Source organism: uncultured Sneathiella sp., from assembly GCF_963976355.1.
GTDB lineage: Bacteria > Pseudomonadota > Alphaproteobacteria > Sneathiellales > Sneathiellaceae > Sneathiella.
Window position 1 is genome coordinate 22134 of record NZ_CAXBKA010000005.1, and the last position, 22667, is coordinate 44800.

25 protein-coding genes are annotated in these 22667 nt (G+C 53.2%); 8 read left to right on the forward strand and 17 right to left on the reverse strand.

The features are described 5' to 3' along the window. Nucleotides 1-81: 81 nt before the first annotated feature. Both AAC599_RS12335 and AAC599_RS12340 read right to left on the reverse strand, forming a co-directional pair. Complete coding sequence (locus AAC599_RS12335) at nt 82-1242, reverse strand: acyl-CoA dehydrogenase family protein (protein ID WP_340150705.1); 1161 nt, start codon at nt 1240-1242, stop codon at nt 82-84. Continuing rightward, on the reverse strand, nt 1239-2111 hold the full coding sequence (locus AAC599_RS12340) for an SDR family oxidoreductase (RefSeq protein ID WP_340150706.1): 873 nt from the start codon (nt 2109-2111) through the stop codon (nt 1239-1241). The genes AAC599_RS12335 and AAC599_RS12340 overlap by 4 nt, the downstream gene beginning before the upstream one ends. 194 nt (nt 2112-2305) lie before the next feature. On the opposite strand from AAC599_RS12340, the gene AAC599_RS12345 reads away from it, so the two are divergent. Both AAC599_RS12345 and AAC599_RS12350 read left to right on the forward strand, forming a co-directional pair. Then, complete coding sequence (locus AAC599_RS12345) at nt 2306-2608, forward strand: SCP2 sterol-binding domain-containing protein (protein ID WP_340150707.1); 303 nt, start codon at nt 2306-2308, stop codon at nt 2606-2608. A gap of 109 nt (nt 2609-2717) precedes the next feature. Next, nucleotides 2718-2924: a hypothetical protein gene (locus AAC599_RS12350; RefSeq protein WP_340150708.1), complete on the forward strand. Its 207-nt coding sequence runs from the start codon at nt 2718-2720 to the stop codon at nt 2922-2924. Nucleotides 2925-3235: 311 nt separating this feature from the next. Here the strand turns inward: AAC599_RS12350 and AAC599_RS12355 are convergent, their stop codons facing one another. From AAC599_RS12355 to AAC599_RS12370, 4 genes are all read right to left on the reverse strand, one after another. After that, on the reverse strand, nt 3236-3787 hold the full coding sequence (locus AAC599_RS12355) for a 3'-5' exonuclease (protein WP_340150709.1): 552 nt from the start codon (nt 3785-3787) through the stop codon (nt 3236-3238). A 36-nt stretch (nt 3788-3823) separates the two neighbouring features. Beyond that, nucleotides 3824-5536: a long-chain fatty acid--CoA ligase gene (locus AAC599_RS12360; RefSeq protein ID WP_340150710.1), complete on the reverse strand. Its 1713-nt coding sequence runs from the start codon at nt 5534-5536 to the stop codon at nt 3824-3826. 98 nt (nt 5537-5634) lie between these two features. Further along, nucleotides 5635-6573, reverse strand: a complete 939-nt coding sequence (locus tag AAC599_RS12365) for a threonine/serine dehydratase (protein WP_340150711.1) — start codon at nt 6571-6573, stop codon at nt 5635-5637. Nucleotides 6574-6579: 6 nt separating this feature from the next. Next, nucleotides 6580-6990: a PaaI family thioesterase gene (locus tag AAC599_RS12370; protein ID WP_340150712.1), complete on the reverse strand. Its 411-nt coding sequence runs from the start codon at nt 6988-6990 to the stop codon at nt 6580-6582. Nucleotides 6991-7104: 114 nt separating this feature from the next. Here AAC599_RS12370 and AAC599_RS12375 point away from each other — a divergent pair, with 114 nt between their 5' ends. Then, entirely contained in the window at nt 7105-7815 is a 711-nt protein-coding gene (locus AAC599_RS12375) for a cation transporter (protein ID WP_340150713.1), read from the forward strand. Nucleotides 7816-7824: 9 nt separating this feature from the next. Here the strand turns inward: AAC599_RS12375 and AAC599_RS12380 are convergent, their stop codons facing one another. Next, on the reverse strand, nt 7825-8013 hold the full coding sequence (locus AAC599_RS12380; RefSeq protein ID WP_340150714.1) for a DUF1508 domain-containing protein: 189 nt from the start codon (nt 8011-8013) through the stop codon (nt 7825-7827). Between the two features lie 106 nt (nt 8014-8119). On the opposite strand from AAC599_RS12380, the gene AAC599_RS12385 reads away from it, so the two are divergent. Further along, on the forward strand, nt 8120-8365 hold the full coding sequence (locus tag AAC599_RS12385) for a ParB N-terminal domain-containing protein (protein WP_340150715.1): 246 nt from the start codon (nt 8120-8122) through the stop codon (nt 8363-8365). Nucleotides 8366-8371: 6 nt separating this feature from the next. On the opposite strand, the gene AAC599_RS12390 is transcribed toward AAC599_RS12385, so the two are convergent. Then, nucleotides 8372-9958: a M20 family peptidase gene (locus AAC599_RS12390; protein WP_340150716.1), complete on the reverse strand. Its 1587-nt coding sequence runs from the start codon at nt 9956-9958 to the stop codon at nt 8372-8374. On the opposite strand from AAC599_RS12390, the gene AAC599_RS12395 reads away from it, so the two are divergent. The 4 genes from AAC599_RS12395 to AAC599_RS12410 all read left to right on the forward strand — a co-directional run bounded on the left by AAC599_RS12395 (nt 9928) and on the right by AAC599_RS12410 (nt 14623). Then, a complete protein-coding gene (locus AAC599_RS12395) occupies nt 9928-10509 on the forward strand; it encodes a hypothetical protein (protein ID WP_340150717.1) in 582 nt (193 codons plus the stop codon). The genes AAC599_RS12390 and AAC599_RS12395 overlap by 31 nt on opposite strands. After that, nucleotides 10506-12104, forward strand: coding sequence for a rhodanese-like domain-containing protein (locus tag AAC599_RS12400; protein WP_340150718.1), 1599 nt, complete (start codon nt 10506-10508; stop codon nt 12102-12104). Before AAC599_RS12395 ends, AAC599_RS12400 begins: the two co-directional genes overlap by 4 nt. A 172-nt stretch (nt 12105-12276) precedes the next feature. Next, the gene (locus tag AAC599_RS12405; protein ID WP_340150719.1) at nt 12277-13473 is read left to right on the forward strand and encodes an acyl-CoA dehydrogenase family protein; all 1197 of its coding nucleotides are present in this window, start codon (nt 12277-12279) and stop codon (nt 13471-13473) included. A 13-nt stretch (nt 13474-13486) separates the two neighbouring features. Next, nucleotides 13487-14623: an acyl-CoA dehydrogenase family protein gene (locus AAC599_RS12410; protein WP_340150720.1), complete on the forward strand. Its 1137-nt coding sequence runs from the start codon at nt 13487-13489 to the stop codon at nt 14621-14623. Nucleotides 14624-14685: 62 nt separating this feature from the next. Here AAC599_RS12410 and AAC599_RS12415 read toward each other — a convergent pair whose 3' ends face one another. The 9 genes from AAC599_RS12415 to AAC599_RS12455 form a co-directional block, all read right to left on the reverse strand. Then, nucleotides 14686-15264 (reverse strand): thymidine kinase, encoded by a 579-nt coding sequence (locus AAC599_RS12415; RefSeq protein ID WP_340150721.1) that lies wholly within the window; start codon nt 15262-15264, stop codon nt 14686-14688. A gap of 13 nt (nt 15265-15277) precedes the next feature. After that, complete coding sequence (locus AAC599_RS12420; protein WP_340150722.1) at nt 15278-15775, reverse strand: DUF1643 domain-containing protein; 498 nt, start codon at nt 15773-15775, stop codon at nt 15278-15280. Continuing rightward, entirely contained in the window at nt 15765-16454 is a 690-nt protein-coding gene (locus AAC599_RS12425; RefSeq protein ID WP_340150723.1) for a glutathione S-transferase, read from the reverse strand. The genes AAC599_RS12420 and AAC599_RS12425 overlap by 11 nt, the downstream gene beginning before the upstream one ends. Nucleotides 16455-16528: 74 nt before the next feature. Then, nucleotides 16529-17257, reverse strand: coding sequence for a hypothetical protein (locus AAC599_RS12430; protein WP_340150724.1), 729 nt, complete (start codon nt 17255-17257; stop codon nt 16529-16531). Between the two features lie 323 nt (nt 17258-17580). Then, the gene (locus AAC599_RS12435; RefSeq protein ID WP_340150725.1) at nt 17581-17940 is read right to left on the reverse strand and encodes a hypothetical protein; all 360 of its coding nucleotides are present in this window, start codon (nt 17938-17940) and stop codon (nt 17581-17583) included. Between the two features lie 120 nt (nt 17941-18060). After that, on the reverse strand, nt 18061-18750 hold the full coding sequence (locus tag AAC599_RS12440) for a fumarylacetoacetate hydrolase family protein (RefSeq protein WP_340150726.1): 690 nt from the start codon (nt 18748-18750) through the stop codon (nt 18061-18063). A gap of 18 nt (nt 18751-18768) precedes the next feature. Beyond that, nucleotides 18769-19260, reverse strand: a complete 492-nt coding sequence (locus AAC599_RS12445; RefSeq protein WP_340150727.1) for a hypothetical protein — start codon at nt 19258-19260, stop codon at nt 18769-18771. Nucleotides 19261-19288: 28 nt separating this feature from the next. Continuing rightward, entirely contained in the window at nt 19289-19699 is a 411-nt protein-coding gene (locus AAC599_RS12450; RefSeq protein ID WP_340150728.1) for an RNA-binding S4 domain-containing protein, read from the reverse strand. A gap of 3 nt (nt 19700-19702) precedes the next feature. Further along, a complete protein-coding gene (locus AAC599_RS12455) occupies nt 19703-22615 on the reverse strand; it encodes a helicase-related protein (RefSeq protein WP_340150729.1) in 2913 nt (970 codons plus the stop codon). Nucleotides 22616-22667 lie beyond the last annotated feature (52 nt).

Below are 22667 nucleotides of genomic sequence, written 5' to 3' on the forward strand. Positions count from 1 at the left end.
CATCCCTGAACTAAACCGGCCCGTCCTTTCGTCAGATGATCGAAGGGGCGGGCCTTTTAACGTCATCCGCCGTGGGACGCACTAGCCGCGCCGTTGTTTCGGCAGGATATCCATATATTTGCAGATGATCCCAAGCATGACCTCATCCGCCCCGCCACCGATGGAGGTGAGGCGGCCATCGCGGTAAAGCCGCGTGATGGGGGTTTCATTCATGAAGCCCATCCCGCCGTAAAACTGAAGACAAGCGTCGGCAATTTCGCGGGTCAGCCGCCCGACTTTCAGTTTTGCCATGGAGGCAAGCATCGTCACATCCTCACCGGCCACATATTCTTCGACAGCCCGATAGGTGAGGGAACGAAGCTGCTCCACCTCCGTCAGGAGTTCCGCCAGACGGAAATGAATATACTGATTGTCAATCAAGGGCTTGCCGAAGGCATGCCGCTCGCGCGTATAGTCGATCACATCGGAGATTGCTTTTTCCAGCGGCTTCAATCCGGCACCGGCCGCCCAAAGCCGTTCCTCCTGAAATTGCAGCATCTGATAGGTGAAGCCTTTTCCTTCTTCGCCGATAAGATTTCGTTGCGGGACACGGACATCTTCAAAGAAAAGCTGCGCGGTGTCGGAAGCGCGCATCCCGAGTTTATCGAGTTTCCGGGCGAGGGAAATACCGGGGCTATCCATGGGAACCGCAATCAGGGACTTGCTTTCATGCATGGCACCGTCACCGGTGTTGACCAGCATCACCATGAAGTCAGCCTGGGCCCCGTTTGTAATCCACATTTTCTGGCCATTGATGACATAGTCATCACCGTCCTTGCGGGCATTGCTTTTGATGGCGGCAACATCGGAACCGGCGCCGGGCTCGGACACGCCGATACAGGCAACATAGTCACCGGCAATTGCCGGCCGCAGGAAATTCTCCCGCACATAGTCCGAGCCGAACCGGGCAAGCGCAGGAGTCGCCATGTCGGTCTGAACGCCAATGGCCATGGGCACTGCGCCGCAATGAATCCGGCCCAGCGTCTCCGATACCGCCAGGCTGAAGGAATAGTCGAGGCCCATCCCGCCAAATTTCTCAGGTTTGCAGATGCCGAGAAATCCCTGGTCTCCCATTTTCTTGAACAGCTCATGCGCGGGAAACGCGCCCGCGGCTTCCCATTCATCCACATGCGGATTTATTTCCTGATCGATGAATTTACCAAGGGAGCGGATCAGCTCCTGATGTTCCGGACCGTAAATCATTCGCTCTCCTCCCTTAGAAAATCGGGTATCTCCGTCAGGTGAAATCCGTTAAATGGCTTGTTCTTGGTGTGATCGGCGATTTCCCAGTTCATACGGATATTCGGCGCGCCGCCATCCATGCGAAGACAGCTGCCGGTCATGAAAGCCGCCGCTTCGGATAAGAGAAAAACAATACCGGCAGAAATTTCAGATTCCGTCCCGAGCCGCTTGACGGGGTGCGAGGCAATCCGTGCCTTCACGCGTCTTTGCCAGGCGTCATCATAGGTGTTCATACCCGACGAAATGATGAGGCCGGGGGCAATTGCATTGACCCTGACGCCGGAAGGCGCCCATTCCAGTGCCGCCGTTTCGGTAAAGCTCAACATGCCCTTGCGCGCGGCCCCGGAATGCCCCATTCCGGGCATTGAGTTCCACATATCGGCGATCATATTGACGATGGCCCCTCCGTTCGCCTTCATCCATTGCACATAACATTCACGGGCGAAGAGAAAGCCGCCGGTCAGATTCGTTCTGATAACCGCCTCCCAGCCTTTCATCGAGATATCTTCGAGCAAGGCCGGAAACTGCCCGCCGGCATTATTGACGAGACCGTGAATGGCGCCCTGCTGGGTGATAATATCAGCGACGGTTTGCCTGACCATTTCCTCATCGCGAATGTCACATGGATGAATAGTCGCTGTGCCGCCTTCCGTTTGAATTTCGCGTTGAACGGCCTCCAGCTTTTCTGAAGATCTGCCGACCAGGGCAACGCGTGCACCCAAGGATATCAGTTCATGGGCTGTGCATCTGCCTATGCCACTACCGCCGCCGGTGACAACGATTGTCTGGCCATCAAACAGTCCGGGACGGAAAACGGATCGGTAGTTCATTAATTACTCCCACGCCTTTTGTTATTTTTATCGCGGTTCCAAAAAGTCCGGGTTTTATGAACGGACGCCGGATCAGCATTTGACAGATTAGGGCTTGACCTTTACGTTAACGTCAAGTTTAAAATGTAGTCAGAAACAGAGCCGTATTTTAGAGACAGAGACGGTTGTAGTTCAATCCCGAAAGGAAAAGAAAGATGGCGACGCTGGAAGAAATTACCGATGGCATGCGAGATCGCGTTGGCGAGGACTGCGGGCTGGACGCAACGCTGAAATTTGATTTTGGCGACGATGGTGTCATTTTTCTGGATGCAGAAAAAATCCCTAACGAAATTTCCAACGAAGACAAGGAAGCCGATTGCACGATTACAATCACGAAAGAAAATTTCGAGTCGCTTGCAAAAGGGGAGCTCGATCCGACGACGGCCTTTATGATGGGAAAATTGAAGATTGCCGGTAACATGGGCATTGCCATGAAGTTACAGAGCGTCTTTTCCTGATCGCCTTTGAAAAAATGCGCTTTGACGTAAAGTTTTTCTGTACCTTTTGCCTTTGAACCATTATGTAAGGCGCTTCGAATTTTTGTTACAAGCGAGTGGAGCTAGTCACATGACAGCGAGATCAGCACGGAATGGCCGCAACCAAGGCGGCAAAAGCCGTAAAAAAGGTGGTGGCGGTAGCGGAACCGGCCTGACGAAGAACAGCCGTTCCAATCAGCAACGCGCCGCCCGCAAAATGAACATGAAAGCGCATGGTCGCCATGCAGCGCGTCGTCAGTTGAAGAAAGTGCAGGCGGCAACCCGCGCGGCAGCTTAAGGCGTCAGGCTAACAAAACAAGGCGGCTCCGGTTTTACTGGGGCCGCCTTTGTTTTCGCGTTTCCGTAAATACCAGGATTTGCGGATCGCGATAAACCTCACAGGGTTGCTTGCAGAGCAAGCGCGCGGCGCGCTCTTCTTCCGCAGATTTTATCATAAGAGAGGCTAGGCTGGCCGGGGTCAGATTCCTGATAAGGATCATTCTACGCTCCATTTATTGAGAATAGTTCTCATTATTAATTAGTAACAATAATGTCGTCAATAATTTTTAAGAATGATTCGCAATAAAGGAAACTGAAATATAACTGCGGTTAAAGCTGGTCGATCGCGATATACCGCTCGCCGACGTTGTCGAACCCGTTTTCGAAGGACCAGCCGTCGCGTTCTGCGGCAATAACAATATTGGCACAGGCGCGGCTGTCGGACAGGGCATTGTGGTGATTGAGCTCGAGCCCCAGAAAATGCGCGACATTTGGAAGTCTGGTAGGGCGCACCTCCCACATCCGGCGGGCAAGTTGCACTGTGCAGATAAATTCGGTTTGCGGGGTATTAAGCGCATAGCGTTCGCAGCAATTCTTCAGGACCCTCGAATCAAATCCTGAATTATGGGCCGCTAGAAAATCCACGCCCTCTAGCCAGGTTTCGATCTCGGGCCAGAGTGCTCCGAAATCAGGTGACCCGGCCACATCTTCCCATGTGAGGCCGTGAATATGGGTGAAATAAAATTCGGAACTTGGCGGGCATATAAGAAACGCTTTCTCGCGCGCAATTTTTCCATCCTCCACTCGTACCAGACCAACAGCACAGGCGCTGTCGGCGGCATTATTGGCGGTTTCAAAATCAATCGCGAGAAAACTACTCATACCACGCTACAGACTCCTCTGGTTTTCGGGCCCGCTTTACGCGTCCGCTTTTTTCCGGGCCTCATATTTCTGCCGTTCCTCTTCCACAAGCTCCTTCTTGGAAAGCTTGCCAACAAGAGTTTTCGGAAGCTCGGGGCGGAACTCAACGGCGGCAGGCAATTCATGCTTGCCCAGCTTGTCACTCAGAAACTCGCGTAGTTCTTCGAGCGAAAATTCCTTGCCATTCGGGGACAGTTTGATAAAGGCCTTCGCCGCCTCGCCGCGATAATCGTCCGGAATGCCGACAACCGTAACTTCCGCCACGGAAGGATGCTCGAAAATGGCTTCCTCGATGATGCGTGGATAGACGTTGAAACCGCCGGAGGTAATCATGTCCTTTGTCCGGTCAACAATATGCATGTAACCATCTTCATCGAGATAGCCGGTATCGCCGGTCAGGAAAAAGTCGCCGACAAAGCTTTCCGCCGTTACATCGGGCTTGTTCCAGTATCCCTTCATGACATTGGGACCCTTGATCGCGATCTCCCCGATCTCTCCGGTTGCCATGACCTTACTCTTGTCGTCCACATCAAGGATGCGGATTTCAATGCCGGGCAGGGGAACGCCCGCGGCCCCCGCGACCCGTTTGTCCGTCATCGGCGTTGACGTACCGGACGGAGAGGTTTCGGTCATGCCCCAACCCTCCAGCAGACGGCATCCGGTCACGCGCTGAAACTGTTCCTGAACATCAACGGGTAGCGGCGCGCCTCCGGATGCACAGAATTTAAGAGAGGAAAGATCGAATTTTGCAATATCCGGATGATTGGCAATCGCCATATACATTGTCGGAACGCCGGGAAAAACCGTCGGTTTCTTCTTGCTCAGATCCTTCATGACGGCATCAAGTTCGAACTTCGGATGCAGGATGATTTCCGAACCGCCGGCAATGCCGAAATTCATGATCACCGTCAGCGCATAGATATGGAAGAGCGGCAGCACGGCCAGCACCTTCTCGGTTCCGTCAACAAGAACAGGTTCATCGCCCTGCTGCATGGCGCGAAGCTGCTGACATGCGGCAATCAAGTTTTTATGGGTAAGCATTGCACCCTTGGGCAGGCCGGTTGTTCCGCCGGTATATTGCAGAACAGCGACTTTTTCAGACGGATCTGCAACAGGCGCGGCCTCGCCTTTTCCGTCATTGGCCAGGAGCTGCTTGAAGGTCATGTGGTGCTCATCATCGGGAACCTTCGAGATTTCCTTTGACTTGACGATCGGATACAGGAAGTTTTTCGGGAACGGCAGTACTTCCTTCAGGCAGCCCACTATGATCTTTTTCAGCCGGGTTTCATTCAACATTCCGGCAATCTTGGGATAAAGAACTTCCAGATCCAAAGTCATCATGAAATCGGTATGGCTGTCGCCGATCTTATGGCGTAGTTCGCGTTCAGCATCGAGCGGCGAGTAATTGACGACCGTCCCTCCCGCCTTCAGGATACCGAAAAAGCAGACGATGTAATGGGGCGTGTTGGGGAGGTAAAGTCCGACATGTACGCCTTCTTTCACCCCAAGTTCCCGGAAACCTTTGGCGGCCCGGTCGACCATGTCATCCAGTTCCGCATAGGTGATGCGCTTGTCCATGAAATCGATGGCATAGTTATTCGGCCATTTTGCAACCGCTTCATCAAGAAGGGCATAGACCGGCTTTTCCTCGATCTCAATTTCCCATTTTACCCCTTTGGGGTAAGATTTCTCCCACAAAAAATCAGACATGTCATTCCCCAGAACACATTATATTTCCCTGTATTAGGCTCAGGTTACGTTGCAAAGGGGAGTGCGGTCAATGGAAACCGTATGCACGAATTTCTTTATCAGGTCGCGGGAAACCCATCCGGTCCGGCACCGCAAATAATCACCCCAACATTCGCATCTGGATCAGGCTGGAAGCTACCGGCGCGCAAGGCGGCAACTGCAGCGGCGGCGGAAAGTTCAACGCCGAGGCCGACGTTCTCCCAGAGCCATTCGGCGGCGCTTTTCATCTCAGGGTCTGTCACCAGAACGATATCATCGACGAGTTCCGAAATAATGCGGAAATTTATATCGGCAGACCGGCGTGGCGCTAGGGTTCCTGCCTTCGTCTCTATTTTCTCAAGAGTGACAAGCGTTCCGGCATCAATGCTTTCTTTCAATGTCGGGGCACCGACAGCTTCGACTCCGATCACCTTGATATCCGGCTTCAGGGTTTTTACGGCCGTCGCAACGCCTGAAATCAGTCCGCCGCCGCCAATGGCGACCAGAAGAACATCCAGATCCGGCGCATCCTGAAGGATTTCCATCCCGAGCGTTCCCTGACCCGCGAGGACACGGACATCAGCAAAGGGATGTATATAGCAGCGGCCTGTTTCGGCCGCAGCTAACGCAAGAGCGTTTGCATCATCCCAGACAGCCCCCTGCACCACAACTTCCGTCGCGACTTTACGAAGTTTGTCGATCTTCGACTGCGGCGTATTTTCCGGCAGATATATCGTTGTGGGGGTGCGTGTAAGAGCGCCAGCCGTCGCAACGCCCATACCATGATTGCCGCCTGACGCCGTGACGAGGCCGCGTTTTAATTCCGCCTCCGAGAGGCTTAAGACTGTGTTCAATGCGCCACGTATCTTGAAGGAGCCGGAAAGCTGCAGATTTTCCAGCTTGGCGGAGACCCGAAGGCTGGTGTCGAGTTCAAGTTCAAACTGTGGCGTCCGGCGAATATACGGAGAAATGCGCTGCTGCGCCGCTTTGATCTCCGCGTATGTAAACTGCGTTGTCATGATCAGCTATTTTCCTATGATCTTCCAGATACCGTCGGCCGTCATAATGCGCTGGTCATCAACCAGCAATTCACCCCGAACAAACACAACGGCAAGACCTTTTTTGTTAATTTTCGCATGGGCCTCAATCCAGTCGCCCGGCTTGGCGGAGGCTACGAAGTCACTGTTCAGCGTAATGGTGGCGCAGCGCTTTTTATCCAGGGCATACCAGACCAGCTGGCCCATTGCTTCATCGAGAAAACTGAGCATCATGCCGCCATGGACAACACCGTTGCTATTGGTATGGCTCTCATCCGCAAGGAAGCCGAAAATCGTGTTGTCGCCATCGGCTTTTGTATACAGGGGACCAATTTTTTCCGTGAAAAGGCCACGTGATTCAAAAGGGCGGAAGCCCTCGGGTATGGGGGAGGAAGTCATTCAGGAAGTCTCTTCTCAGTACGTTTCGGCAAGTATGGCGATTATCTGAGATTGCGCAAGCATGTTGCGGCACTATTTGACTTGACAAGGCTCTTGACGGGATAGGCCTTCCGAATGTTAGTCTATCTGCGATTTGAGAGGATTGTTGGAGAGATGAGCAAGCATTGCTGCGGCGGAAATAATTTCGATAATCGGGGTGCGCCGCTGTCTGGGCGATATCGATTGATCCTCTGGATTGCCTTGATTGTTAACGGCGGCATGTTTCTGATTGAAGTTGTCGCTGGGTTGGCCGCAGATTCCGTTTCGTTGCAGGCAGACGCACTCGATTTTCTGGGGGATGCAAGTAATTACGGAATAAGCCTCTTTGTTTTCAGCATGGCTTTACGGGTTCGCGCCAAAGCCGCCCTTTTTAAAGGTCTAGTTATGGCCCTGTTTGGCGTTTGGGTTCTGGGGACTGCAGTTTTCAATGCTCTCCTCGGGACAGTGCCGGGTGCTGTGACCATGGGCGTTGTTGGTACGATTGCGCTCTTCGCCAACGCTGCCATATTCGCCATGCTTTGGGCATACAGGTACGGCGATAGTAACATGCGCTCCGTCTGGCTCTGTACCCGTAACGACGTCATTGGCAATTTTGCCGTTCTGGCCGCTGCGGTCGGGGTGTTTGGGACGGGCACAGGCTGGCCGGACTTTATTGTAGCTTCAATAATGGCAAGCTTGGCGTTACAAAGTGCCTGGGTTATTGTTCGTCAGGCATTGATGGAAATCCGGCAGGCGGATGACGGGATTTCTCCGCCATCTGCTGAAATCCGCCCTGTGAAACAATAAATAATTCGCTCAGTCGGCTGATTGGACGAAGCCATTTCGAACGGCATTCTCGACGCATTCTTCCTTTTCCGCATAGCCCTGTGTCGAGGCACCAACAATCCGGCCATTCGGAGCGGTTCGCCGCCATCGCCATTTGTGATGCTTCTCATTGTGATCCTGATAAAATTCCCACTTATCTCTATCGCCTTTTTCTGTCATCCTGCTCTCCATCGTCTACAACTGACAGGTAGACGCTGCGGGATTGCCTGTTGTGAGAAAAAACTGGTCAGTGTCGCACGGTTCCAACAATAATTCGGGGCGCTGGATGAAAACCGTTATCATTGAGATCGAGAAAATCTATGTGCCAAGCAAGACACGCAAACTTCTGAACCAGACGCGTGTGGATGAACTGGCGGAAGACATCCTAGAGAATGGTCAGAAATCTCCGATACAGGTCCGGCTGGGGAAGGATAGGTATGTCCTCATCGAAGGGCAGCACAGGCTGGAAGCGATCCGCGCATTGGGAGAGAAGAATATCGATGCGGTTATCGTTCAGGCGCGGCGGCACTAACCCTTATCAGCCGCCGGCATTCTCCATCAGGCGACGATAGAACTGAATGATCTCCGCGTAATTCTCAATGATGATCCGCTCGTTGGTGCCATGTATGCGCGCCAGATCCTCCGGTCCGAAGCGCATCGGGACAAAGCGATAGTTATTCTCGGCAACCTCCTCATAATGCTTGCTGTCGGACCCGGCCAGCATCAACCCCGGGGATATCAGGACATCGGGAAGCGTCTCCCGGATCGTACGTTCAATCATCTGATATCCTTCGGCGTCCTCGCTGGAGATACGGGAGGCTTCGTTGCCCTGCTTTGTCGTTATGTCGATATCCGGATCGTCGATGACATTTGTGACATGGTTGATGACGTCCTGAATGCTCGTATCCGGTAACAGACGGAAATTCACTGTCGCGGATGCCTGAGATGGCAATACATTGTCTTTGGTGCCGCCTTCGGCGATGGTGACCGCCGTTGTGGTGCGTACCATCGCATTTGTTGCGCCGCCTTTGCCAAGCTCTCCAACCAGAACCGGATCAAGCAGCCAGCGGTTCGATATGATGGCTTTCAGCGGTAGCGACATATGCGGCGCCAAAGTGTCGAACATATCCGATGCCGGGCTATTGAGGGCGGCCGGAAGACGGTTTTCCTCGATCCGGGCAATGGCCCGGGCGAGCTTTCCGATCGCAGTCGTCCGCGGCGGAATGGAAGAATGACCACCCTCCGTCGTTGCCGTAAGCTGGAGCGTCAGATACCCTTTCTCCGCAAGGGCGATGAAGGCAATCGGTGCGTCAATGCCCGGCATTAGTCCTTGCACGATGACCATGCCTTCATCGAGGGTGAAGGCCAGTCTGACCCCCCGGCTTTTCAGAAGCGCGGCTATTTCCGCAGCGCCATTCACGCCGCCCACCTCTTCATCATGGCCAAAGGCGAAATAAAGGGTGCGCTTCGGTTTAAAACCGTCGGCAAGCTGCAGTTCCGCCGCTTCCAGTATGGCAAAGACGGATAATTTATCATCGAGAGTGCCGCGACCCCAGATCGCCCCATCCTTGATTACGCCGGAGAAGGGCTCCTCCTGCCAATCCGATTCTGTACCGGGTTCTACGGGGACAACGTCCATATGTCCCATGAGAAGGGCCGGAGGCAGCGACGGGTCGCTTCCTTCCCATGTATAGAGAAGGCTGTGGCCCCCGACGACCTCACGCTTCAATGACTGATGAACGAGCGGGAAAGAGGCATTGATCAGCAAGTGCAGCCTGTCGAATTCAGCGGCGGCAACAGGGCTGTCCCGATCTGCGGAAATGGTTTTGATCTGGACAGCTTCCGCAAGACGCGCCGCAGCGGCGTCAACATCAAAGGAAGACATCTCAACGGGGTCAACGGCGATCATATCCGGTGTGTTGGTGAAAGTTTTATAGGCAAGGACACCGACAAGGATGACAAGGATAAGGACGATCCCGAGGATAATTTTCCTGAACATGTCTTTTGCGCCTCCGCCGGATTTTTTTAAGCTGTTATCCTTTCCTTGCAAGGTGCAGGATGCTAAATATAAAGGCAAACAAAAAAGGGAGCGGAATGATGGCCGGGGAAGATCGCAGAAGGGCAATTTCAGAGACCGTCGACAGGATTCGAGACCGGGCGGCCAATCAGGAAATAACCCCCGAAATATTGAGTGACATCAAGGATGATCTGATCGGACTTGCGGCGCGTCGGGATTTATTTTCACTTGAGGATTTTCCGCCGCCGGAGGCGGACTCAAAGCGCCGGAGCTGTCTCTATCGCCTGTCCGAGGATGAGGACCATGGCTTTGCTTTATATCTGAATGTTGCAAGCGGCGATGTGAATGCGCCGCCGCATGACCATACCACCTGGGCCGTCATCGTCGGGATCGAGGGGCAGGAGGAAAACCGTTTTTATAAAAAAGTACCGGACGGTGTGGAACAGATAGACAGCAAAATGGTGGAGCCGGGAAAAGGGGTCGCCATCATGACCGGTGAGTTCCATACGATCCATATAAATGCCGGAAAGCCGGTTATGAATTTCCACATGTATGGACTGGGCCTCGAACAGCTTCATGAGAGAAAGTTCTGGAATGAGCGCGAGCGCGAATGGGATGTTTTTCCGGCCCATACGGATATCCGCGAGGCACGGCATTGAGTTTTGAAATTATTTCTCCGGCATCCCTGCACCGGATAATGAAGGAAGAGGAAGGCGAATACGCCCTGATCGACGTTCGGGAACAGGGGGTTCATTCTGAAGGGCATCCTTTTTTCGCCGTTCCTCTGCCGTTAAGTCATTTGGAACTTAAAGCGCCGCGATTGTTGCCGCGCCGTTCCGTCCAGATCTATATTCTTGATCAGGGTCCGGAGCTTCCGCTGGCGGAACGAGCAGCCGCAAAACTTGCAGAGCTTGGATACGACAGGATCACATTGGTTGAGGGCGGGGTTGTCGGTTGGCATGATGCGGGCTTGGAGTTGTTTACAGGTGTGAATGTTCCAAGCAAGGCTTTCGGGGAATTCGTTGAAGAGGCGTGCGGAACGCCTCATGTGACCGCAAGTGATCTTGCGAAGCGACAGGCATCGGGGGAAGACATTATTATACTGGATAGCCGCCCCTTTCCGGAGTTTCACCGGATGTCGATTCCAAGCGGGATCGATATGCCGGGGGCCGAGCTGGTGCACCGGGTATATGAGACGGTCCTGGATGAGAAAACCCAGATTGTTGTCAATTGCGCCGGTCGGACACGCAGTATTATCGGGGCGCAGTCGCTTATCAATGCAGGCATAAAAAATCCTGTTTCAGCGCTTAAAGACGGCACAATGGGCTGGTATCTTGCTGATCTCGATCTTGCTCACAGGGAGGATGCCGTAGCGCCTCTACCGGGGCCGGAGGCACTCGCAAAAAGCCGGAAAGCGGCGCAAGAGGTGGCGAAGCGTTTTGGCGTCAAACAGATCGGACTTGAGGAACTTCAGGCCCTTAAGGATGAAGCGACAGACCGCAGTCTGTACATTCTGGATGTCCGGGGCGAGGATGAATATCGCACGGGGCATCTACCGGGGGCCAGTCATGCGCCGGGCGGACAGCTGGTACAGGCGACGGATGAATATGTCGCCGTCCGCAACAGTCGGCTTGTCCTTGCGGATGATGACGCGGTCAGGGCCATTATGACGGCGTCCTGGCTTGTCCAGATGAACTGGCCCGAAGTTTATGTATTGACCTTGCCGACTGCGGAAAAGACCGAACAGGGGTCTGCTCCGGCGGTTGACATCCCGCGCGCACAAACCCTGTCGCCCTATGAACTGGATGCGGTGCTTTCCTCCGGGGAACCGGTTGCCGTGATCGATCTGGCGACATCCCTTGAGTATAGAGGAGGGCATGTACCAGGGGCATATTGGGCCATCCGGTCGCGGCTCGCGGAAGACCACATCTTTATTCCCGCCGCCGGTCTGATTATCCTGACCTCACCAGACGGCGAACTCGCGCATTTGACCACCTCCGAAATGGCAGCGCTTCGTCCTGATGCGATTGTGCGTGTGCTGGAAGGCGGAACGGACGCCTGGGCGGCGGCATCGCTCGCCATGGAAAGCGGTGATACACGCCTGTTAAGCAAGCCCGAAGATGTCTGGTACAAGCCGTACGATACGAATGACAAAGAGGCTGTCCGGCGCCGTATGGAAGCCTATCTGACATGGGAGGTTGGCCTTGTCCAACAGGTCGAGCGGGACGGGCTGGCCCGATTCCGTCTTTTCTGAGTTCGTACCTCCTCATATTTGAGGAAATACGGGAGGTTGACGCAAGGGAACACTTGCCGGAGCCTGACCGGGACGCCATATTGAACGGTAAACTTGCAATAGAGAAAAACCCGTCCTAGCATAGGCTGGAAATGGGCAGTTAAGAAACCCATAAGAATAATGGAGAACAGGGATGGATTTATCATTTAGCAAAGAAGATCTCGCGTTCCGTGATGAGGTTCGGGAATTTCTTGCGACCTCATTACCGGCAGATGTGAAGGATCGTTGCGACCGCGGGCTACACCCGACCAAAGAGGGGCAGGTCAGGTGGCAGAAGATCCTAAATGAAAAAGGCTGGATGGCGCCAAACTGGCCAAAGGAATATGGCGGCACGGGCTGGACCATTACCCAGAAATATATCGCGGCTCATGAGTTCGGGCATGCGGCCGCTCCGATTGCGCTGCCGTTTGGCGTCAGCATGGTTGGTCCGGTGATCTATACCTTCGGCAATCAGGAACAGAAGGATAAATATCTGCCGCGCATCCTCAATTCCGATGACTGGTGGTGTCAGGGCTATTCCGAGCCGGGGTCGGGTTCAGACCTTGCCTCCCTCCAGACGAAGGCAGTGCGGGACGGTGATCATTATGTCGTCAATGGCCAGAAAATCTGGACGTCTTTTGCTCAAAATGCCGACATGATTTTCTGCCTTGTTCGGACGGACAGCACTGCAAAGCAGCAGGAAGGGATTTCCTTCCTTCTTATTGATATGAAAACACCGGGCATCACGGTGAAGCCGATCATCGGGCTGGACAAGGAGCACAGCCTGAACGAAGTCTTTTTCGACGATGTGCGTGTTCCGGTCGAGAACCGCATCGGAGAAGAGAACAAGGGCTGGACATATGCCAAATTCCTGCTCGGGAACGAGCGGACGGGAATTGCCCGGGTCGCCCGGTCGAAACGTCAGGTTGAGCGGTTGCGCGAGATTGCAAGTCTGGAGCGGAGCGGTGGTCGAGCACTTGCCGAAGATCAGGACTTCATAAACAAGCTGACGCGCATTGAAGTTGATCTGATGTCTCTTGAGTATACGGAGCTGCGTTATCTTTCGATGATTGCCAACGGCAAGGAGCTGACGGCGGAACCGTCATTGCTGAAAATCAAGGGCACTGAAATCCAGCAACGGCTGACAAGCCTGCTGGTGGAATCCCTTGGGATATACGGTGCACCGTATGAGGCGGAGCGGGCCTATGCGGGCCGAAATGAGGCTCCTGTCGGACCTGACTACGCGCATGGCCCGATGGCCGAGCATTTATACCTTCGCGCTGCCACTATTTACGGTGGCAGCAATGAAATTCAACGTAATATCGTCTCCAAAATGGTTCTGGGATTATAAGGATAATAACAAGATGGATTTTGAACTTTCAGACGAACAGACCCTGCTCAAGGATAGCGTCGAGCGGTTCGTAAAGGATAACTATTCACCAGAATCGCGGGCCAAGTTGGCGGATACGGAACTGGGTTTCAGCAAGGATCACTGGAAGAAAATGGCGGAGCTCGGCTGGCTTGGCTTGCCCTTTTCGGAAGATGTCGGTGGTTTCGGCGGCACGGCCGTTGAAACGGCGATCATGATGGAGAATATGGGCAGCGGGTTGGTGCTGGAGCCCTTCCTGAGTACCGTCGTCATGGGTGGCGGCCTTGTTGCGGAAGCGGGTAGCCAGAGCCAGATCGAGGCCATCATCCCGGAAGTGATTGAAGGCAATATGATGCTCGCCTTTGCTTATGCAGAGCCGCAGTCACGTTTTGATCTCAATGATGTCGAGACAAGCGCAACCAAGTCCGGCGATGGCTATGTTTTGAATGGCCATAAGTCCGTTGTCTATCATGCCGCAACGGCGGATAAAATTATCGTCTCTGCCAGGACTGGCGGCGGATCGCGCGATGAAGATGGTATCTCCCTTTTTGTTGTCGATAACGATACAAGCGGGCTTAGCCGCCGTGATTATCGGACCATTGACGGGCAACGCGCATCGGACATCAAGCTGGACGATGTCAAAGTCGGCTCCGATGCGTTGCTGGGCAAGGAAGGCGGTGCCCTTCCGGCTATCAAGAATGTCGTTGACCGGACAATAGCCGCGTTATGTGCGGAGGCCGTCGGGGCGATGCGTACGGCAAACAACATCACGAATGAGTATATCAAGGAACGCAAGCAGTTCGGCACACCCATCGGCAAGTTCCAGGTGCTGCAGCATCGCATGGTCGATATGTATATGGAGGCGGAACAGTCCAAATCCATGTCCGATATGCTGGCCATGAAACTGGAACTCGATGATGAGGGGGAGCGCCGCAAGGCTGTCTCGGCGGCAAAGGCGCAAATCGGACAGGCCTCAAAATTCATCGGGGAGCAGTCCATCCAGCTTCACGGCGGCATGGGAATGACCGACGAATATTCAATCGGCCACTACTTCAAACGCCTGACGACAATCGAAATGCTGTTCGGCAATACCGATTATCATTTCAAGCAATATGCGGCTCTGGCGTCCTGAATAACTTAGGGTGTCATTTGCGAATAATTGAACCGGAAGGTCAGGTCGGCCTTCTGGTTTTTTTATTTATGAACAGCTTCCTTGAAATGCAGGCGGCAGAGGGCGACGTAGCGGTCATTGCCGCCGATTTCCTTTTGCGCTCCTTCGCGGACGGGTTGGCCGTCTTCGTTCACACGGATCACCATGGTCGCCTTCTTGCCACAGTGACAGATGGTCTTGAGCTCCCGTAATTCATCGGACCAGGCGAGAAGATACTGACTTCCTTCAAAGAGGTTTCCCTGGAAATCAGTTCTGAGGCCATAGGCGAGAACCGGAATTTTGAGCTTGTCCGTAATTTCGGTGAGCTGGAATACCTGCTCTTTCGTGAGGAACTGGGCTTCGTCGATCATGACGCAATCAACCGGATGATTGCGGTTTTCAGACTCCACTATGTCATACAGATTGGTGTCCGCCGAAAACAGCTGGGCTTCCGATTGAAGGCCGATGCGGGAGGCAATTTTACCGACGCCATATCGATCGTCAATCGCCGCCGTAAACAGAAAAGGCCGCATTCCCCGCTCCTGATAGTTGAAGCTCGATTGCAGCAATGTTGTCGATTTTCCGGCATTCATGGTGGAGTAGTTGAAATAAAGCTTGGCCATGACATTCTCTAAATCAAAAATCCGTCCAGGGCACCGGTTTCCGCGAATAGGGTAGATAAAGCGGATGGCCGGGCAACCCCTTCGCGGTCAGGGACAGGACATGAGGCGTTATAGCATGTTTTCTGAGAAGCTGTCGCACGGCATCATGCCGGCCCATATGATTTCCATGGCCACCCCAGGCGCAGATAACCAGATCCGCATTTCTGGCAGCGTCGATCAGTATGGCATCGTTGTCAGGTCCGACAGGACGGACATATTTCATCAGCTCCTTCGGGTCCGTGGCCCGATAGGCGAAGATGTTAACGATTTCAATGGCAGAGAATCCCATGTCCACAGCGCGGCGATGGCACCTTTCGATGGTCGGGTCGTTGTGAGTGGCGTCTGCAGTAGATGGGTTCAGCATGATAAAGGTCACGGAGCGTCCGTCTCCCCATCGTCGCCAAAGCCGATAACGGTATTTATCACACGGGCTGAAATCCGCGCCCGATTGTCCGAAATACTCAGCTTCCATCGGCCTCGGGAAAGGGTATGCCGATTGTCCCTTCTTTCCATATTTCGCGTTTATTCATCACATTGCGAAATTGCCGGGACTTAAGCCTTTCGTCAAGCCAGCGGTGCAGGTTCGGATACGGTGCTTTCTCAAACCAGCCAATATCGGAATTTGCGAACTGCCGGATAAACGGGAAAATCGCCATATCCGCAAGAGTGAGCCGATCCGTCACGAGATATGGTTGATTACGCAGGCGTTGCTCCAAGGTTTCAAGGAATGTCTCCCCGCTCTTTCGATATTCCTCCCGAGATTTTTCGGGAAAGCGCACATGATATTTATACCGATCGAGATTCGATTTAAAAGGGCCGTCGTTCTCGGCGATCAGGGAAAAAATATCTTTCTTGAGCTCGCTGTTATTAGGTAGCCAGCATTCCGGATCGCCATGCGCCAACGCCCAAAGCATGATATCAAGACTCTCCTCAATAACCATGCCATCCGGGCATTTTAACACCGGTACCGTCGCCTTGGGGCTCGCCTCGACCATGTCCCGGGGTTTGTCTTTCAGAAGGATATCACGCAGTTCAACAGTAACGCCGGAGCTAACGATGGCCATCCTGGCCCGAATGGCATAGGGACACCGCCGAAAGCTGTAAAGAACGGACAAAGGGGATTTTTGAGGATATTTTGATGGTGCAAACATGTCAGAAATTCAGATATTGCGAGACGGCAGTGGATCAAGCGCTAGCGCCGCAGCATATAGGTTATAGCGGCTTTTTACCAGCGAAGCCGATTGACACGGCGGCGCATTGCTGCCCGTAAGGTTTCCTTGCGTTCTAGGTCGATGTCCAGAATTGGTTCTTCCTCCGGAAACTCGAAATCGGGTATATCGAGGGAGCTGGCATCACCGGCTTCATACCATGCCTCTGTGTCCTGTTCGCCCGGATCAGACGGGTGGAGGTCGACGACATCTACCGTTTTTCTTGCACGTGGCTTCGAGTGAGGACGATCCCGTGTTGGTGATTTCAGGATATCAATTTCCTCCGGCGCAAGTTCCGGGGAAATCCTGTAGTCGGCAGCGGCCGCCTTGCTGTTACGCTGTGGCTCTGCCGTCTTTTTCTGAGGTTTTCTTGTACTTGCGGCGCCAAAACGCATCGCCGGGGCCGGTTCGCCAAATTCTATGGGCTCATGATAGGTTTCATAGATTTCCATTTTCGGCGGCGGAGAAAATTCCTGCCTGTGAGTGCGGCTCCGATACTGTGTTTTCTCATGTCTGTGTTGCCATTCCCGTCCTTTGGACTGCGGCTTTTCGAACAAAGGGGTATGGGTCTGAAGATATGGAAGTTGCGTTTCCACCCGCTCTACCAATGTCAGCATCGCATCTTTCAGGCGTTTATTCCTGTTCCGCAATTGCTGATTTTCGGCAAGCAAAGCACGTTCCCGGGCCGAGACAAGATCGGTCTGGCTGAAGAGGGGTCTTCCACGGTTATGCCGAGCGAAACTCATCTGATACGCTTTTTCAGTCCTGTCTTCGAATGATTGACGCAGCCTCAATATCGGCAAGCCGATATTGACCAATTCTCAGCTGCTATAACCATTTTAACGGGGAATTGGTCCTGAAACTACCTAAAAACAAAGATTTATGGTTAATTTCAGGTTATTTTTCGTAAAAACTTATATAATTAGTAATTAAGGGTGAAAATTATTCGGATAATGACTTTAAATACAAAGAAATTTTGAAATTTCAATCAAATAATACAAGCTTTTCAGCGAGTTATGGTTAACTCGAATCAATCAGGCGGGCTTCAAGACATCGAATAATAACGAATTCATTTCTGGGCAACAATGTCCTGCATTCTGCAATTGCCGCGCGGATAGGCTGTTTGAATCTGACAATATCGGTTCATATCGACGACATAATTGCCCGTGCAGTCTTTAAAGCTCAGCCAGCCCTGATAGTTATATTGTTCACCGGCTTCACTCTCTGAAATATAGTAGGTCAGATAATCGATCTTCGAAATTTTGCTTCGATCGATGTCGGCCCTGTCTATCGCTTGTTCGACGACCGGTTTGCAGTCTTCTGGGCCATAAGCGGCGATGTTGGCTGGTAGATAGTCCTTATCTCCTGCACAAGATGAGACAGCAAAAAAGGCCACGCCGCAAATTGCCAGCTTTTGAATATGTTGCATCTTACCACCTGCTCATTGACCGATATTGATTTAGGCCATTTCAATGAAAGTCCAAATCTCAATTTTCATGTATCGTACTAAATCTGCTAGTCAACGGTTTTTGTGCGCACTTAGTCCGATTTAGTCAGTTAAACGGATGTCTATAGGTCTCAGTCCGGAGATTTTGCCGACGGCATGATCTCCCGGAACAAGCGGGCCAACTCCGGCGGGGGTTCCGGTATATATTAAATCACCTGGTGCTAAGGAAAATGATTCCGACAGGATTGAGATAACTTCGTCAATTGACCAGATCAGATCGGCAATCATCCCGGATTGACTGGTTTCACCGTTTACAGAGAGCGAGATGCTTGCCTGCTCAATATCCGCAATATCGCCGACCGGCGTTATCGCAGCACAAGGGGCGGATTGATCGAATGCCTTTCCGCTGTCCCAGGGACGCCCCATCTCCTTGGCAATTTTTTGCAGATCGCGCCGGGTCAGATCGATACCGACGGCATATCCAAAAATATGCGCGTTTGCCTGTTCTTTCGGGATATTCTCACCACCTTTACCGATGGCGATCACCAGTTCGACCTCATGATGAAGGTCTTTGGTGAGTTTTGGATAGGAGATTTCGGTATCGCTGTCGACGACGGCATCTGCGGGCTTTGTAAAGAAGAAGGGAGGTTCACGCTCCGGATCTCCGCCCATTTCGCGTGTATGCTCTGCGTAGTTTCGTCCGACACAGAATATTCTCCGAACCGGAAAGCGATGGTCCGTATTCACGACAGCGACAGAGGGTATTTTTATAGGATCAATGACAAATGTCATGCGATTTTTCTCCCGAGATTATTCTTCTTTTCCATTGTCGCGCCAGCTCTGCAAATCCTTGAGAAGGGCTTTCTGTGCTGCCGGGTCAAGAGATTGAACCCAATCCTGAAAGCCGCGGACCAGCTCTGCTGCCGTCAGATCTTCATCATAGGCGTTAAACAGCATTTCTTTATATTCGTCGAGCGATGTGCATTCAAACTCGTTGTCTTTTGGGTCGAAGGAGTTGATTTGCTCCTGCACTTCCGCTTTGGCCATCGTGGCAAAAAACGGAATGTCCTCTTCCAGATCGTAACCGCCCCACCCGAGCCACCAGGCATCCGATTTGGGAGAGCCAAGATTCCAGGCATACATAACTTCAGCCTCTATTCCGCGCGCGGCCTTTTTCGCGGCGGCTTCAAGCTTTTTGGCATCCCGTGTTTCTTCCAGAAAGATACGCCCGACCTTAAAATATCCTGTGCCGTCTGCGTCCCACGCGGTAATAAATTGTTTTAAGTGCTTTGCTGCGGTCACCGGATAATCCTTTAAGAAAAGAGGGATCTCATTCCTCTGACTTTGCGTGTAGTTTGTCAAGCGCCCTACGCTCGGCTTTGGTTGGCCGTCCCGCACCAGCCTCCCGCTTTGCGACGGGCATGGGCGCTGGATCGGCTTTATCTTCTTTTTGCTGCGGCGGGGCGAGATCTTCGTATAGCGTCTGCGCCTCAGGCGCCGGGCCGCGGCGTGTGCCGATATTGACGATCCGGATGACACGGATATTGCGAGCTTGGGCAAACGTCAGGACATCCCCGGCTTTCACGGTCGCGCTGGCTTTTGTCGTGACAACGCTGTTTATCCGCAGCTTTCGTGACTGGACCAGTTTCGCGGCAAGAGAACGGCTTTTGAAGAAGCGCGCATACCACAACCATTTATCGACACGAATACCGGCACTCGCCGCATTTGTCCCGTCGGTCATTCGCTACTTTTTACCAAGTGTTTTCAGGATGGCAAAAGGTGAATCGGGGTCGATTTCCCTCTCCTTAGGTGGTGAGCGATTAGGTTGTGGTTTAGTGCTTTTGGGCTTTTGTCCGCCTTTCGGCCGGCGTGGTGACGCATCACGCGGCGCGGATTTTTGGTTTCGCAGCTTCTTTTTGAACGACTTTTTGCGATATGTCAGGTCCTCGCCTTCACCCTCGGCGACGTACCCCAGCCTGTCCATGATGAGCGCAAACTGCTCCCGTGTCGTTCCGACGAGAGAGAGCATCTCGTGGGTTGGTTTGAACGGGAGATTTCGCGGCAGGTCTTTTTTTGCGGGCGCATTTTGCGTGGCATCCACTTTTTCGCGCTCGGGTGAGGCCGGTGCTGCAGGTGTCTCAGCTTGTGTGGTTTGTATCGCCGTATCCGGTTCGCTCTCCGCTGCAGGAGCCTCGGTTAGGCTCTGCGCTGCGATCGGGGTCTCGGGTTCGTTCGTCGTCTCTATCGTTGTTCCAACTGTGTCCGTTTTATCGGTATCTACTTCGTCCGTCTTTGTTTCACCGGCCGCTGTCATTTCCGGCGTATTTTCATTTTGTTCTGCCGGTTTTACCGGTTCGGCTGATTCCAGGAGCCCGCGGGAAGCCCGTCTTAGCATCCCGGCAAGCCTGTCCAGCATATCGAGGCGGACGGCGAGCTTGTCATACACCGCATATCCCGCGACGAGATAATATGTCCAGGGCAGCTTTCCATCTATTTCAAATGAGACCCGGCCCGCTGGCGGAGCGGGCGGAATTTCCGAACGCTCCTGATATATCGCCCAGAGAAGGCATCTGAGCGACGTCGGGTCCGGTTTGAGCAGGATCGGCATAAAGGCATGTTCGTAGCCCACGCGAATACCGCCGAACTTGAGACGGCCATAATCCTTCTTGTCCAGAAGGCGTATCTGGTCGCTCAGCTTATAGCGGGGCATTGCCCCCAGATTTTCGCTGACCTGAAAGGCAATACCGCGCGCCGCGCCCGTGAGGGGGAGAGTCTCAAGCTGAACGAGGGGTTTGAGCCGGGCCTCGATCTGCGCGGACACCCAGTCACCGAGGCGTTTAATGACGGCATCCTGAGATGTGCCATTCAACTGCTCACTGGCAAGGAGCTGAACACGTGGCTTCAGGATCGCTTCACCTTTTGCCAAGGCTGCGACGGGCGTGCCCTGCCAGATCAGTCTGCCTTCCTCATCCAAGGAAATATCTGTATCCGCCGTTGCCGCCAGACGCGCCGCACGCGCGGCGATTTCCGCCGCCACCGCCTTGTTCCCTACATTCCGGAGAGTTCTTGCCTCAGTGCTGTTAAGGCTTGTGTCGGCGTTAAACTTCAAACCCTTCAGGGTCCCGAGGAAATGGCCTTCAACATGGACATCGCCTGTCTCGTTAATCTGTGCTTCCAATTGACTTCGGTCTTTCAGTTTCCGCACCAGCATGGCAGTGCGTCGGTCTACAAATCGTTGAGTCAGCCGCTCGTGAAGAGCGTCTGACAGTTTATCTTCTATGCTGCGCGCGGTTTCCTGCCAGTATCTGTAATCATCCACCCAATCGGAAACATGGGAAATATACGTCCAAGTCCGCGTATGAGCAATACGTGTTGCAAGCGTATCAATATCGCCGTCCGTTTTCTCCAGGCTTTTCAGATGTCCGGCAATCCAGTCAGTCGGCAGTTTCCCCCCTTTTTCCTGCAGATGCAGAAAGATTTGCCTCAGGAGCCGGACATGCACATCATGCATGGTTTTACGGAAATCCGGCACCTGGCAGACTTGCCACAATTGACGTACCTTGGCGGCGGATTGTGAATAATGACGCACCTCGTCATCTCTGATCAGCATCTTGAATGCCTTGTAGTCGTCCGGATCACGTGGCGATACCATTCCTTCGATGGTAGATTGCTTCTCCAGAGACCGCAGCAAATCCCGCGTAGTGGTATAATTCAGGTCAAGATTGCGCCACCGGATATGTCGGACTGGTTCGAATTCATGATTTTCGATTTTCTCAATCAACTCATCTTCCAGCGGTTCAACATTTGCGGTCGTTCCGAAGCTACCGTTGTTCATATGGCGTCCGGCCCGACCGGCTATCTGTGCAAACTCCGCCGGCCTCAGTCGCCGCGACATGGCGCCATCGAATTTGACGGTTCCTGCAAAAGCAACATGGTCGATATCCATGTTAAGTCCCATGCCGATGGCATCTGTCGCGACGAGATAATCTACATCTCCGGACTGATACAGTTCCACCTGGGCGTTGCGGGTGCGCGGGGATAGGTTTCCCATGACAACGGCGGCGCCGCCCCGTTGACGCCGCACCATTTCGGCGATGGCATACACATCGTTTGAGGAAAAGGCGACGATGGCCGTACGGGGTCGCAGCCGTGATATTTTTTTTGGGCCTTTATAGGTCAGTTTCGAAAATCGGGGACGGGAGACGAAGGATGCTTCGGGTATTAGGCGCTTGATCCAGGGGCGGATGGTCTCGGCGCCCAGAAACAGCGTTTCCTGACGGCCACGCGCGTAAAGCAGACGGTCCGTGAAAATATGACCGCGTTCCTGATCCTCGGCGAGCTGAATCTCGTCAATGGCAAGAAAGTCAAACCCGCGGTCAAGCGGCATGGCCTCTACTGTACAGACAAAATAGGCGGCTTGCGGCGGGATGATTTTCTCTTCCCCCGTGACCAGGGCAACATTTGCCGCCCCTTTGACTGAGACGATCCGTTCGTATATTTCGCGGGCGAGCAATCGCAGCGGCAGGCCAATGATACCATCCGCATATCCCATCATTCGTTCAACGGCAAGGTGGGTCTTCCCTGTATTGGTGGGGCCGAGAATTGCCGTGATCTGAGCGGTGCGATTATGGGGGGAATTGCTGGAGCTGGAATGCATCTCTAACCTAATCTGATCGTGGAGGGATTTAACTCCTCCGCTTTATTCTATA